Origin of the sequence: Burkholderia sp. Bp8991, from assembly GCF_003853795.1 — a bacterium.
Classification (GTDB): domain Bacteria; phylum Pseudomonadota; class Gammaproteobacteria; order Burkholderiales; family Burkholderiaceae; genus Burkholderia.
The window spans coordinates 57,644-71,538 of sequence record NZ_QTQJ01000004.1 but is presented as its reverse complement, the minus strand read 5'-3'; the positions used below and the strand labels follow the sequence as shown (position 1 = coordinate 71,538).

Here is a 13,895-nt window from a genome sequence, read left to right as displayed (position 1 = left end):
GACAAGAAGCAGGAGACGCAATGAACCGCACAGAATCGATCGCCGCCACGTCCGGCGTTTCGCCCATGACGAGGGCCGCCGCCGTGTTGCGCGTGACCAGCGGCAATTTCATCGAACAGTTCGATTTCTTTCTGTTCGGCTTCTATGCGACATCGATCGCGAAGATCTTTTTCCCGTCCACCAGCGAGTTCGCGTCGCTGATGCTCACCTTCGCCGTGTTCGGCGCGGGCTTCCTGATGCGTCCGCTCGGCGCGATCTTTCTCGGCGCGTATATCGACAAGGTCGGGCGGCGCACCGGGCTGATCGTTACGCTGTCGATCATGGCGAGCGGCACCGTTCTGATTGCCTGCGTGCCGGGGTACGCGACCATCGGCCTGGTCGCGCCGGCACTCGTGCTGCTCGGGCGTCTGTTGCAGGGCTTCTCGGCGGGCGCGGAACTGGGCGGCGTGTCGGTCTATCTCGCGGAAATGGCGACGCCCGGCAACAAGGGTTTTTACACGAGTTGGCAGTCGGCGAGCCAGCAGGTCGCCATCGTCGTGGCGGCGGCCATCGGTTACGGATTGAACCAGTGGCTGTCCGCGCAGCAGATCGCTGCATGGGGGTGGCGCGTGCCGTTCTTCATCGGTTGCGCGATCGTGCCGTTCCTGTTCGTGCTGCGCCGCTCGCTGCAGGAGACCGCGGCGTTCGAAGCGCGGCGGCATCATCCGCAGGCGCGCGAGATTTTTGCGATGCTGCTCGGCAATTGGCGCACCGTCATCGGCGGCATGCTGCTGACGGCGATGACTACCACCACCTTCTACCTCATCACCGTGTATACGCCGACCTTCGGGAAGTCGGTGCTGAAGCTGTCCACCTCCGACAGCCTGATGGTGACGCTGCTCGTGGCTGCGTCGAATTTTGTCTGGTTGCCGATCGGCGGCGCGATCTCCGACCGCATTGGCCGCAAACCGCTGTTGCTCGCCATTTCTGCGCTGACGATCTTCACGGCTTATCCGGCGCTGTCCTGGCTCGCCGATGCACCGAGCTTCGCGCGCATGCTGATCGTGCTGCTGTGGTTCTCGTTCTTCTTCGGCATGTATAACGGCGCGATGGTCGCCGCGCTCACCGAAGTGATGCCGGTCGAAGTGCGCGTCGCGGGCTTCTCGCTGGCGTTCAGTCTCGCGACGGCGCTGTTCGGCGGCTTTACGCCGGCCGTGTCGACGTATCTGATTCAGGTCTTGCATGACAAGGCCGCACCCGGCTACTGGCTGAGCTTCGCCGCGCTCTGCGGCTTTTGCGCGACGCTCGGGCTGTACCGTCGCCGCGCAGGCGGCAACGCGTCGGCGGCATCGTCGGCCTGAGGGCGATTACAGCGGCGTTTCCGTCACCCCGGCTTCGCGCCGGGCTTGCGCTTTTTCAGCGGCGACAAGAGGGGCGATGCGGTCCGACTTGCGCAGCAGCGCAGGCCACTCCGCTTTGCCGCAGGAGCGGCGGGTCTGTGGTTGACAGGCTCGTGTGTCCGGCGCGCAGATCATGGGCCGAAGGCTATTCGACTGACCGACGAGTGGGCTTTTCGGCAAGGGGAGCGGATTCAACCGGCAACGGACCGCCGGGGAGGTATCCAACGGCGTTCGATTCGGCCATTACGAGTCATGCACGACCGGCACCCGCATTGGCGCTTGAGTACCGGAGTGACGCCTGCGGCGATACGCTCGAAACTTGTTCCGCGATTTGCCGCGCCCGGTTGCTTTCTTCACTGTGCTCGCAATGCGGCAAAATGAGTGTCCTGTTGCCGGGCGGCCCCGATGAGTGGCGCACTGGAAGGCGTGCCCCCCGTTCACGGCGCCTTTGCTCCGGTCGACTGGTGGCGCGAGGCGGTGTGTTGCACCGTCCGGAATCGCGGCACCGGCCCGGGTGCGGCCCGTGCGATGATGTGCCCTGACCGACATGAGAGATGGAATGACGACTACCTTCGACGAGGCGACAACGGCGGCAATCGCCGCGTTTGCGCAATTGGATTTCTACACGGCTGTGCAAGCGATGCGCGCCGAGGCTGATTACGACCGCGAACTGGACCAATGGATCTCGCGCTATATCGACGAGCGCGGCGGCGGCGCGGACGATGCCGCATACGACGCCCTGCACGCGCAGGCGCAGGCAACCCCGGAATATGCGCAGTTCGTCGATGCGGTTCGCCGGGAAATCCTGGAATACTTCGGCGTGACCGACGATCAACTGGACTGGATGGTCGTGCTGCGCAATGACGACAGCGATGAGCTTTGGGCGGAAGTCAACCGGCAGCGCAGCGCGCTGGGAACCGGTGAAGTGCGCGGAGATCTCTGATCATTGCTTGCCGTTGGGGGCGCAGGTCGGGCTGGGTGCCCGGCTGGAGGTGATGCAATGCGTTCTTCGTGTTCCCGTCACGGTTCGAACGCTTCGATGATGGCTTGTCCATGCACCGCGATTCGTCCATCGAGCACCGACCAGGTCCCGATCCACTCCCTGTAGCTCGCGGAATGAAACGTCACTGCGTCGCCCGCAACTGCTTCTGCAAAGCTGGCAATTTCATCCCGGTGCCGGGCGAGGTTGTCCGGGGCGATGACATGGCCGGCTCGCGCCGCCGGTTCGGCGAAAATATAAAACAATGCGGGTGCGCGGTTGCGCCGGGCGCCTTCGGTCACCAAACCGAACGCGTGCTTGACCAGTTGCGCGGCATCGAGATGAACGTACCTCACGTCTCCTGAGCGCAATCGGTCGCGCATCCTTTCGTAACCCTTCATATTGGCGCCCCACACCGGACGGTCATAGGCGGCTGACAGGCTGACCGATTTCACGTCCCGGAAAGGCTCGAAACGCTTGCTCTCGATTCCGATGAGGCACCTGGGCGTCTGCACGATGGCGTCGAGCCAGGGATGCCGCCCGCCAGCCCATGGAAATCGCGCGCAGAATTCGATGTCTACCAGTTCCGGAACGCCTGCGTCCTCGAGGCCTTTCAGTGGCGGCAGTTGGCAAGGGCGTTCGATGAACCAGCCAAAGCAATTGACCGCGAGTGCCGCCGAGCTTTCAGGGCTCGAAAACTTGCCGGATTCAATCTCTTTGCCTCCGGCTTTCGCGAGGCGATCAAGCACGTGATCGACGGGAATCCCGGATAGAAATGGTTGGCCGCTCACACGTCCCCCCGCATCGGATCAATGAACATGCCGACCGGCGGAGCCAGCAAGGCGCTCGCGAGTCGGTCCAGCCGGATGTACCGTTCGACGCCCCACACTCGGTCACTGAGCGGGACGATGAAAGATGTCAACTCGGTTTGCCATGCCGAAACCCGCGGCCCACGTCGTCGACATGTCGGAAGATGCTACATAGGGAGCGAATCGATCGCAATGATCATTGCATCCCGGACGTGGTCGCCGTAGCCGTGGAGGCGCGAATGACGACAGCTCGGCTGGAGTCGCGAGAAAAGGCGGTATATATCAGGAAATAATCGCACGGCGAGGATGATCGTTCGCTATGCTGCCTGCGACAACGCACCTACTCCAGCCGATATACATGAGCACGACTGCGCGGACCATTCTCAAAGCCATTCTGAGCATCCCCATTGCCTTTGGGCTCGCCTATCCCCTTATCTATCCCGCTGAAGGCGGAGGCGTTCTCGGCGAAATGGAGATGCTTGGGCCGATCGGTGGCATCGTCGTCATCGCGGTTTTCCTGGCGCTGGTCTATGCCTACGCGAGCGACCTCAGGACCACCCTGAAATCGGTCAACCGAGGATCGCGTGCGGCCGAACCCAACAGCGTCTGGCTCATGTTCCTCTTGCCATACAACTTCATCGAGGACTTCTTCATTATTTCCAACGTCGCGAAGTCCCTGGAAGCGGAGTCTCGTATCAATCCGGCTCTGTCGGGTTTACGCTCGTTCGGCCGGATCAGCGGCATCGGGTGGTGTCTTGCCCAGGTTCTTTCGCTAATACCCAATACCGTTGGCTCCATCGCGGGCGGCGTTGCGGTTCTCCTCTGGATTTGGCACTGGGTGTTTGTGCGCCGAGCCAACAGGATGCTCGCCGGCAGTCAGGTCTCCGTGGCTGCTCTACCTGGACGAACAGAATCGTAGCCCTCGTTGGAAGCCGGATCGCGTACCGCACCGCTTTCGGCGAATAGGATGGGCGGGAGTCGTGGTGCACGGCGGGGAGTTACGAAGCAAACCCGCTCCCGAGAACAAGAGTTATGCATCTTTCAAACTTGCGCGAAATCGCAAGATGTCCGACAGGCCACAGCTCGGATACGTCGTGGCGTGGCCCCTGGTTACTTACGTCGTGTTGACCACAGTCTGGCTGAGGCGCGCGCCTTCAAGGCCGGAGTCTGCCGGATCAAAACCTGTCAACGTCGATCACTGCCTGCGCAAACGCCGAGTTGCTGTCCTAATGACCGAGTGTGGCCATCATTCCGGACGAATAGCGCTCGCCAGCTGCAGCGCCGAACGGAGCGGCCGCATCCAGGGCGTTCATCTCGTCCTGGGTCAGCGTGATATCGACGGCGGCGACGTTCTCTTCGAGATACCTGATGCGTCGCGTTCCCGGAATGGGCACCGTTCCGGTACTCGTCACCCATGCAAGGGCGAGCTGAGACGGCATGACGCCCTTTGCTTCAGCGATCTCGGTGATGCGGTCGACCAACAGTAGATTGGACTGGAGGTTCTCTCCCAGGAAGCGCGGATCGAACCGGCGGAAGTCGGTCGGATGCAGGTTATCCAGATGTTTCAGCGCACCGGTCAAGAAGCCCCGGCCGAGCGGCGAGTAGGAGACAAAACCGATTCCCAGCTCTCGGACGGTCGCCAGCACATCGTTGTGCTCGACGCCACGCTCGAACAGCGAATATTCCATTTGGACGGCCGTGAGCGGATGAACCGCGTGGGCTTTCCGGATCGTCTTTGCCGATGCCTCGGAAAGGCCGAGGTAGCGGATCTTGCCTTCGTGCACGAGGTCGGCTAGCGCGCCGATCGTCACTTCGATCGGCGTTGCCGGATCGATGCGATGCAGGTAGACGAGGTCGATGACGTCGGTCCTCAGGCGTCGCAGCGATCCTTCGACCGACTTTCGGATATGCGACGGATCGCCCGTGACCAAGGGCTTCTCACCTTCCATGGCGAGCTTGCCGTGCTCGGTGTAGCGAAATCCTGCCTTGGTCGACAGGATGACCTTGTCGCGCTTGCCTATGAAGGCCTTGCCGAGAAGCTCCTCGTTCATGAATGGGCCGTAGACCTCCGCCGTATCAAAGAACGTCACACCGAGGTCGAGGGCGCGCATGAGGGTTGCAAGGCTTTCGTGCTCGTCGCTGGGCCCGTAGGTAGTGCTCATACCCATGCACCCAAGGCCTTGCGCGCTGACCGCCATGCCTTGGCTCCCGAGTGATACCGTTCGCATGTTTTTTCTCCTGGCTACGTTGCCATAGTGGTTGGTGATAAGGCGCGACTGGTTGTCCCGAGTCGCATCGAATTTGCTCAATCCAGCGTCACGCCCGTCAGTTGTTCGCTGAGCTGCCACAAACGGCCGGCGGAGACGGGGTCGATGGCACGGGGCCTGACGCCGTGCATTTCAGGGCTCCCGTCGCTGGGAAGCGCGATGGCGATGTCGCAATCGGCGCAGTAGACGCCGCCCATGCCGGCTAGTTGAGGGCTCGTCGCGCACCACACGGAGGTGGCCGCCCCCTGTTCGGGCGTCTTCTTGTTGTTTTCCGGATCAATGACCGGCTTGCCCTCGGCATCGAAGATCCGGCTCGCTTCGATCTCGGAGGGCAGCATGTGGCGCGCTAGCGGGGTGGCAATGCCACCGGGATGGACGGCGAATGCGCGCACGTTCCAGTGCCGGCCGATTGAATCCAGCGCGACGGCGAACAAGGCGTTCGCGGTTTTGGCCTGGCCGTAGGCTATCCATCGGTCGTACTCACGACGCTCGAAATGAGGGTCGCGAAAATCGATGCCGGCGCGGCGATGTCCGTAGGAGCTGAGCGCTACGACGCGAGCCCCCTCCGCGCGCACGAGTGCGGGCCATAGCCGGCAGGTGAGTTGGAAATGGCCGAGGTGGTTGGCCGCGAACTGCATTTCGTAGCCGCGCGCATCGCGTGTCAGCGGTGCGGCCATGACTCCAGCGTTGTTGACAAGAATGTCCAGCGTGTCCGTCAGCGACAGTACGCGACTGGCGAATCTGTCTATCGCTGCAGGCTCCAGCAAGTCCATCGCTTCCACGATGACGTCAGGCATGGTCGCGAGGGCTGCTTTGGCCTGGGCTGTATCGCGGGCCGGCACGATGACCCTGGCGCCTGCGGAACGAAATGCACGGACGGTCTCGATTCCGATACCTGAAGCGCCGCCGGTTACCACGACGGTCTTGCCCGTAAGATTGATGCCACGGATCACCTCGTCGGCGGTCGAGGCGGGGCCGAAGCCTGAACCGATTGGTTTTTGAGGCGTGTGCGTCATACGGTTTCCTCGTTCAATTCTGCGTTTGGGACGCTCCATTGAATCGCAGCGACCGTTCGCGGCGGTAGCGCAATGCCGCCAATCTCTTGCACAATCCTGTCAATTGATGTTTCCGTAGCGGGTGCAATGCCCTGAGGTGTTTGGAGGCAGGCTTGGACCACTTGTACGAACTTCGCGCGCTGGTCGAGCGCCATGGCGGGGAAGGCCCGACTGAAACCGCCGTTGGCGGGCTGACGCTTTATGTCGAGACGGATCTTTCGGTGGTCACCTATGTGGTCCACCGGCCGGTTTTGGCCCTAATCCTCGGAGGGGCAAAGCGGACGGTGCTCGGAGGCCGGCTATTCGACATCGTGCCGGGCGACTACGTAGCCGTGTCCGTGGACCTGCCTGCGACAGGGCAGGTCACCCAGGCGCCATACTCCGCCGTCACGCTGGACCTGGACTTGGGCATGCTCGCGAGCTTGATCGCCGAGCCAATGGCGCCACAGGGCGGCGCCGCCGGCGTGGAGGTCAACCACGCCGGGCCCGATTTGCTTGATGCGATGTGGAGATTGGTCAGGTTGCTCGACCGGCCGGAGGACATTGCAGTCCTTGCGCCCATGATCCGGCGCGAGGTGTTCTGGCGGATTCTGCAAAGCCCGTGTGGCCCCATGGTCCGCCAGATTGCCATGGCGGACAGCCGCCTCTCGCAGGTGAGTCGTGCCATCACGTGGCTGCGCACCAATTTTTCGGAGTCGGTGCGGGTCGAACGCCTGGCCGCGTTGGCAGGGATGAGCCCAGTATCTTTCCACCGCCATTTCAAGGCGGCAACCGCCATGAGCCCGCTTCAATATCAAAAGCAAATCCGCCTCCAGACCGCTCGCGCCCGGCTTTTAGCGCAACAAGGAGATGTCGCAGGCGTCGGCTTTAGCGTGGGCTATGAAAGCCCGAGTCAATTCAGCCGTGAATATGCACGCCAATTCGGAGTGTCTCCCGCGCGTGACATGGCCCGTTTCCACGAGGCAGGAGCGCGCGCCCATTGCGTTGCAGACTAGCGATGCCGTTTCTCTCGTTCGACTTTCCCCCACGGGGCGTGCGGCCCGCAACGGATACCCGTCAATAATCAAATTTGCAACGTATGGAATGACGGTCCGCGGATTCCAACAATGCGGCGCGACCTTCGCCGTCGGACCGGGTTCGGCCAGTCGTGGATGTCGGCGGGTTCTATCGCATCGACATTCGAATGTCGCCTGCGCCGAGGTGACGGGCCGTCGCGCGAATGCCGTGTCCGGAGATGCTGAAATTTCCAGACAGTCGCCGACCGTGGTCAAAGGCTGGCCGGGGCCGTCATCCGGATGTCAGCGCGCCAGAGCACGGAACGATCGCGCTCCCGCAGCCTGAATGCCCGAACATGGCGGACGCATGTTCGGGATGCGCCTTCAACGCATCGCCGGCGTGGCGCCTGCCCGATTTCCGTCCTCCCGGTCCCACGGCGGCACGCCACCGAACGCATCGACCAGGAAATCGATCATGACGCGCACTCTGGCGCTCAAGTGTCGGCGGCTCGGGTAGACAGCAAGTATGTCGATCTCGGGTAGACGATACTCAGGCAACACGTGAACGAGTTTGCCTGCACGCAGATCGTCGTTGATCAGGAACGTGGGTTGCCAGATCAGCCCTTGCCCGGCGAGCGCTGCCGAGCGCGCCGTATCGCCGTTATTGGTATGCATATGGCAGTCGACCCTCACAGGATGGGTCTTGCCGTTACCATCGATCAGTTCCCATTCGTCGCCAGTGGCCGCATATGTGTACCCGATGCAGCGATGCTCGACCAGGTCCGTCAGCGCGGTCGGATGTCCGAAGCGGGCCAGATAGGCCGGCGACGCACACAAGATGTTTTGCGATGTCGCCAGCTTGCGTGCCGCGTGGTTGGTCGAGCCGGCGCGCGAGATGCGAATGGCGAGATCGTAGCCCTCGTCGACGATATCGACGACGCGGTCGATCAGCCCGATGTCGAGTTCGATTCGCGGATATTTCTGCATGAAGCCGGGCCATAGCGGCGCCAGATACAGAATGCCGAAGCTCACGGGCGCATTGATGCGCAGTCGTCCACGTGGTTCGACCGACGCGGATGACACAAGCCCCTCCGTCTCCGCAACCTCGTCGAGGATGGACTTGCAGCGGGCGTAGAGGGTCTCGCCGCCCTCGGTAAGGGACAGCGTGCGTGACGTGCGATTCAGGAGGCGCGTGCCGAGGTGCGCTTCCAGTTCATGCACGTACCGCGTGACGTTGGCCGGCGACGTGCCGAGCGCTTCCGCCGCGCGCGCGAAGCCGCCACGGCTCACCACCGTCACGAAAACCTCGAAGGCGCGAAGGCGATCCATACCAATCCTCGATCATTCACAAAAACTTAATGATAGGACCATTTTTTATGCCTTTCTGCAATCAAGACTGAAGCCTATATTGCTCTCACGGGCCAACGCATCGGGCGCTGGCCGACGCAGCGGATCAGGAGATTGGAAATGCAACGTTTGACAGGAAAAGTCGCCATCGTGACGGGTGCCAGCGCAGGTATTGGCCGCGCTACTGCGAAGCTGTTCGCGAAGGAAGGCGCCAAGGTAGTCATTGCGGCGCGGCGCGCGGCGGAACTCGAAGCGCTCGCGGCGGAGATCGCCAGCGAAGGCGGCGAAGCCGCGTATCTGGCCGGCGACGTGCAGTCGGAGGACTTCGCGAAAGCGCTGGTCGCGCTTGCAGTGAGCCGCTTCGGCCGTCTGGACATCGCCTATAACAACGCAGGTACGCTCGGCGAGATGGGCCCGACCACCGGTATTTCCGAAGCAGGCTGGAACGCCGCGCTGGCGACCAATCTGACCAGTGCCTTCCTGGGCGCGAAGCACCAGATTCCCGAAATGCTGAAGCAGGGCGGCGGATCGATCATCTTCACATCGACGTTTGTCGGTTACTCGTTCGCGTTTCCCGGCACGGCGGCCTACGCGGCGAGCAAGGCCGGGCTGATCGGCTTGACGCAGGCACTCGCCGCGGAGTACGGCGCGCAAGGCGTGCGGGTCAACGCGGTGTTGCCGGGTGCCGTGGACACGGAGATGTATCGAGGCATGAACGACACTCAAGAATCGCAGGCGTTCGTGACCGGGCTGCATGCGCTCAAGCGCGTGGCAAAGCCGGAAGAACTGGCGCGTTCAGTGCTTTATCTCGCATCCGACGATTCGTCCTTTGTCACCGGCACTGCCTCGCTGGTCGATGGCGGCGCATCGATTACGCGTACGTAAACCTGTTGGCGACATCCAGTCGTTCGAGACTCGATGTCGTCACGTCTGCTTTGTCCACGGAAAAAAGGAATCACTCATGAACCTGAATCTGACAGGCAAACTCGCACTGGTGAGCGGCAGCACAGCCGGCATTGGCCTCGCTATCGCCAGCACGCTGGCCCAGGAAGGCGCTCGTGTGATCGTGAACGGACGCTCCCGGTCATCTGTCGATGACGTCGTCGCGCAACTGAAAGCGGATACCGGCGGCGATGTGGCTGGATTTGCGGGCGACCTGAGTACGGCCGAAGCGGCCGACGAACTGGCGCAACGCTATCCGGGTGTGGAAATCCTGATCAATAACCTCGGCATCTTCGAGCCCAAGCCATTCGAAGAGATTCCTGACGCGGACTGGAAGCGCTTCTTCGAGGTCAACGTCCTGAGTGGCGTACGCCTCGCCCGGCTGTTTCTGCCGGCGATGAAGCAGGCCGACTGGGGGCGCATCATTTTCATTTCGAGCGAAAGCGGGGTGCAGATTCCGGCCGAAATGATCCACTACGGGGTGACGAAGACCGCGCAGATCGCAGTTGCGCGCGGGCTGGCCGAAGCCGTTGCCGGCACGGGCATCACGGTCAACAGCATCCTGCCGGGGCCGACGAAATCGCGCGGCGTGGGCGAATTCGTCGAGACGCTCGCGAAGGCCGACGGCAAATCGTTCGAAGCGTTCGAGAAGGAATTCTTCGAGAAGGTCCGTCCCACATCGCTCATCAAGCGATTCGGTTCGCCGCAGGAAGTGGCGTCCCTCGTCGCTTATATCGCCAGCCCGCTTTCGTCGGCGACGACCGGCGCTGCGTTGCGAGCCGACGGGGGCGTGATAAAGAGCGCCTTCTAGCTGCGTGGCCGGACTTGCGCCGGCCTATCCGAATCTTGCTCGCTCAATGTTCCGATGCGATCGGTTGTCGCGCTCGATTCATGACGAGTGCGACGTCCGGTTTCGGGCGTTGCGAGCGTGTCCTCCGGGTCGATTGCTGCCCGAGAACGAATTCCCGATTCAACGTGCCGGTGCGTGCCGAATCGATCGTCACATTGCGAAGAATGCGTTGCGCGTGCATTCTGTGCGTCAAAAAATCGACCGCCCCGTATAAGTCGTCAACCATTCCAGCGCCAACGTCCCCGCCAGCGAGTTCCCGTTCGCATCGAGCCCCGGCGCCCACACGCACACGGCCATCTCCCCCGGCAGCACCGCGACGATCCCGCCGCCGACACCGCTCTTGGCAGGCAAGCCGACGCGATATACGAAGTCGCCCGCCGCGTCGTAGGTGCCGCAGGTCAGCATCAGCGCCGACAGCCGCTTTGCCGAACTCGCGTCGACGACCCGCTCGCCGGTAACCGGCGCGACGCCCCCGTTCGCAAGAAACAGCGCGGCCTGCGCGAGCTCGACGCAGTTCATCGTGATCGCGCACTGGCGGCAATACGCGTCGACCACCGTATCGGGCGGCATCTGCATGTTGCCGAAGCTCGCCATGAAATGCGCCATCGCGCGGTTGCGTTCCGCGTGCTGCAGCTCCGACAGCGCGACGCGCGAATCGTAGTCGAGATCGGTCGCGCCGATCAGCCGCCGCACGAACTCGACGAGCGCCGTCTCGGCCCTGACGAAGCGGCGGCACAGCACGTCGGTGACGACCAGCGCGCCGGCGTTGATGAACGGGTTGCGCGGCTTGCCGCGCTCGCTTTCGAGTTGAACGAGCGAATTGAACGCGGTGCCGGACGGCTCGCGGCCGACCCGTTCCCACAGCGCGTCGCCCAGCAACTGGAACGCGAGCGTGCACGCGAACAGCTTCGAGATGCTCTGGATCGAGAAGCGCTCCCGCGCGTCGCCGACCGTGTAAACGTTTCCGTCCAGCGTCACGACGGCCATCCCGAACTTGTCGGCGGGCACCTTCGCGAGCTCGGGAATGTAGTCGGCGACGCGTCCCTGGCCGATCCAGGGGGCGAGTTCGGTATGGATGCGTTCGAGGATCGGCTGATAGTTCATCGCGTGCGAGGCAGGGCGGGCGGCCCGGTTTCCAAAGAGCCCGTATGGAACCGTTTCGGCGCCGGTTCGTCAAGCGCGGCGCCAATCGCGCCCTTATTTTTCGGATCTGCAAACAGGCAGGCGGCGGGCGCAGTATCATGCGGTACGTTTCGACCGATGGCCGGCAGCCGGTGCAAGCCTGCCGCCGCCGCGGTCTCCCCGTACGATCCGACCGTTGCCCATGCCTTTTCGCATCCTGCTCGTCGAAGACGACACCCGCCTGTCCACGCTGATCGCCGGCTACCTGCGCAAGAACGACTATGAAGTCGACACTGTGCTGCATGGTGACGCCGCCGTGCCGGCGATCCTGTCTACGCGCCCGGATCTCGTCATTCTCGACGTGAACCTGCCGGGCAAGGACGGGTTCGAGATCTGCCGCGAGGCACGCAAGCAGTACGACGGCGTGATCATCATGGTGACGGCGCGCGACGAGCCGTTCGACGAACTGCTCGGCCTCGAATTCGGCGCCGACGACTACGTGCACAAGCCGGTCGAGCCGCGCATCCTGCTCGCGCGGATCAAGGCGCAGCTGCGCCGCGTGCCCGCGCGCGCGGCCGAGGGCGCCGCGTCGCAGCCGGAGCGCTACACGTTCGGCCAGTTCTCGATCGACCGCACCGACCGCTCGGTCGTGCTGCCCGGCGGCGGCTCGCCCGACCTCACGTCGGCCGAGTTCGACCTGCTGTGGGTGCTGGTGTGCCGTGCGGGGGAGGTCGTCAGCCGCGACGACCTGATGCTGCAGCTGCGCGGGGTCGAATTCGACGGCCTCGACCGCACGATCGACGGGCGCATCTCGAAGCTGCGCCGCAAACTGCACGACGATGCAGGCAACCCGCAGCGGATCAAGACGATCCGCAGCAAGGGTTACCAGTTCAGCAAGCATGCGTGGGAATGACGCCACCCTGGCGCGACGCCGTCGGCCGCCGCGTCCCCGCATCGCACGATAGCCGGAAGCCGCGATGATCCGACGCACCCGTTCGCACCCCGACGCAGCGCCGCTTTCCGCGCTGCGCTATGTCAAATGGCGCTGGCTGCATTTCCGCCGCGCGTGGACCGACACGCGCGCCGACCGCATTCCGAGCTGGTCGCGCCTGTACGTGCGCACCTACCTGCACCTGCTCGGCCTCGTGCTGCTGACCGCGCTGGTGCCGGCGCTCGCGCTGTGCGTGGTGTTGTCGCCGGAAGTCGTGTGGCATGCGTTCGACGCGCTGCCGGGCGATATCTGGATCGTGCTCGCGTTCGTGTTCGCCGCGCCCGCGCTCGCCGCGTATCGGTGGATGCGGCCGGTCTGGTCGGATCTCGTGATGGTGCGCGAGCGCGCGATCGATTTCACCGGCGGGCGCTTCAACACGCGCGCACGCGAGTCGCACAGCGTGATCATCGGCCCGCTCGCGCGCACGCTGAATGCGCTCGCGATGCGCATGGAGCGGCTGATCGCCGCGCAGCGCGACCTGACGAACGGGATCTCGCACGAGCTGCGCACGCCGCTCGCGCGCGTGCGCTTCGCGCTCGAGATGCTGCGCGAACCGGGCTCGGCCGCCGAATACCACGGTGCGCTGGAGAGCATCGCGCAGGACGTGACGGAACTCGAGGAACTGATCGACATGAGCCTCACGTACGCGCGGCTCGAATACAGCTCGCTGCAGTCGAACCTCGAGCTGACCGCGCCGGTCGCGTGGTTCGAGCACCAGGTCAGCGACGCGCAGCTGCTGTATCCGGAGCGCGCGATCGAGTCGCGCATCGCGATCGCGTCGGACCTGCGCGTGAAGATGGACCGGCGGCTGATGTCGTACGCGATGCGCAACCTGCTGCGCAATGCGAGCAAATATGCGGCGTCGCGGATCGTCGTCGGGATCGCGATCGAACACGGCAACATCGCGATCTATGTCGAAGACGACGGGCCGGGCGTGCCGGAGAGCGAACGCGAGCGGATCTTCGACGCGTTCGTGCGGCTCGACCGCCGCACCGGCGGCTACGGGCTCGGCCTCGCGATCACGCGGCAGGTGCTCCACGCGCACAACGGCCGGATCGCGGTCGTCGATCCGGCCGAACTCGGCGGCGCGCGCTTCGAGATCAGCTGGCCGATCTAGCCGGCGTCCGGCTGCGCAAGGCGCGGGCGGTGACGCGGCGGA

The 13,895-nt window shown here is 63.6% G+C and carries 13 protein-coding genes; 8 read left to right on the top strand and 5 right to left on the bottom strand.

Features of this window, described 5'->3' with window-relative positions; translation table 11 throughout:
• The first annotated feature begins 20 nt into the window (after nucleotides 1–20).
• Nucleotides 21–1,340 carry an MFS transporter gene (locus DIE02_RS05755; RefSeq protein WP_124485403.1) on the top strand — a complete coding sequence of 440 codons (1,320 nt, stop codon included), beginning with the start codon at nucleotides 21–23 and terminating at the stop codon, nucleotides 1,338–1,340.
• A 598-nt stretch (nucleotides 1,341–1,938) separates the two neighbouring features.
• Nucleotides 1,939–2,322 carry an ATP-dependent protease gene (locus tag DIE02_RS05750; RefSeq protein ID WP_124485297.1) on the top strand — a complete coding sequence of 128 codons (384 nt, stop codon included), beginning with the start codon at nucleotides 1,939–1,941 and terminating at the stop codon, nucleotides 2,320–2,322.
• A 77-nt stretch (nucleotides 2,323–2,399) separates the two neighbouring features.
• Here the strand turns inward: DIE02_RS05750 and DIE02_RS05745 are convergent, their stop codons facing one another.
• On the bottom strand, nucleotides 2,400–3,149 hold the full coding sequence (locus DIE02_RS05745; protein ID WP_124485298.1) for a PGN_0703 family putative restriction endonuclease: 750 nt from the start codon (nucleotides 3,147–3,149) through the stop codon (nucleotides 2,400–2,402).
• 376 nt (nucleotides 3,150–3,525) lie between these two features.
• Between DIE02_RS05745 and DIE02_RS05740 the strand changes: the two genes are divergently transcribed.
• The gene (locus DIE02_RS05740) at nucleotides 3,526–4,086 is read left to right on the top strand and encodes a hypothetical protein (RefSeq protein ID WP_124485299.1); all 561 of its coding nucleotides are present in this window, start codon (nucleotides 3,526–3,528) and stop codon (nucleotides 4,084–4,086) included.
• Nucleotides 4,087–4,393: 307 nt separating this feature from the next.
• Here the strand turns inward: DIE02_RS05740 and DIE02_RS05735 are convergent, their stop codons facing one another.
• A complete protein-coding gene (locus DIE02_RS05735) occupies nucleotides 4,394–5,365 on the bottom strand; it encodes an aldo/keto reductase (RefSeq protein ID WP_260426272.1) in 972 nt (323 codons plus the stop codon).
• A gap of 107 nt (nucleotides 5,366–5,472) precedes the next feature.
• Complete coding sequence (locus DIE02_RS05730; protein WP_124485301.1) at nucleotides 5,473–6,450, bottom strand: oxidoreductase; 978 nt, start codon at nucleotides 6,448–6,450, stop codon at nucleotides 5,473–5,475.
• Between the two features lie 152 nt (nucleotides 6,451–6,602).
• Between DIE02_RS05730 and DIE02_RS05725 the strand changes: the two genes are divergently transcribed.
• Complete coding sequence (locus DIE02_RS05725; RefSeq protein ID WP_124485302.1) at nucleotides 6,603–7,484, top strand: AraC family transcriptional regulator; 882 nt, start codon at nucleotides 6,603–6,605, stop codon at nucleotides 7,482–7,484.
• A 384-nt stretch (nucleotides 7,485–7,868) separates the two neighbouring features.
• Here DIE02_RS05725 and DIE02_RS05720 read toward each other — a convergent pair whose 3' ends face one another.
• Nucleotides 7,869–8,813, bottom strand: coding sequence for a LysR family transcriptional regulator (locus tag DIE02_RS05720; RefSeq protein ID WP_124485303.1), 945 nt, complete (start codon nucleotides 8,811–8,813; stop codon nucleotides 7,869–7,871).
• 138 nt (nucleotides 8,814–8,951) lie between these two features.
• Between DIE02_RS05720 and DIE02_RS05715 the strand changes: the two genes are divergently transcribed.
• Both DIE02_RS05715 and DIE02_RS05710 read left to right on the top strand, forming a co-directional pair.
• A complete protein-coding gene (locus DIE02_RS05715; RefSeq protein WP_124485304.1) occupies nucleotides 8,952–9,716 on the top strand; it encodes an SDR family oxidoreductase in 765 nt (254 codons plus the stop codon).
• A gap of 76 nt (nucleotides 9,717–9,792) precedes the next feature.
• Nucleotides 9,793–10,584, top strand: coding sequence for an SDR family NAD(P)-dependent oxidoreductase (locus tag DIE02_RS05710; RefSeq protein WP_124485305.1), 792 nt, complete (start codon nucleotides 9,793–9,795; stop codon nucleotides 10,582–10,584).
• Nucleotides 10,585–10,812: 228 nt separating this feature from the next.
• Here DIE02_RS05710 and DIE02_RS05705 read toward each other — a convergent pair whose 3' ends face one another.
• Nucleotides 10,813–11,727 (bottom strand): glutaminase, encoded by a 915-nt coding sequence (locus DIE02_RS05705; protein ID WP_044846902.1) that lies wholly within the window; start codon nucleotides 11,725–11,727, stop codon nucleotides 10,813–10,815.
• Between the two features lie 220 nt (nucleotides 11,728–11,947).
• On the opposite strand from DIE02_RS05705, the gene DIE02_RS05700 reads away from it, so the two are divergent.
• Together DIE02_RS05700 and DIE02_RS05695 are read left to right on the top strand one after the other, a co-directional pair.
• Entirely contained in the window at nucleotides 11,948–12,658 is a 711-nt protein-coding gene (locus tag DIE02_RS05700; protein WP_124485306.1) for a response regulator, read from the top strand.
• 64 nt (nucleotides 12,659–12,722) lie between these two features.
• Nucleotides 12,723–13,853, top strand: coding sequence for an ATP-binding protein (locus tag DIE02_RS05695; protein WP_124485307.1), 1,131 nt, complete (start codon nucleotides 12,723–12,725; stop codon nucleotides 13,851–13,853).
• Nucleotides 13,854–13,895: the final 42 nt, after the last annotated feature.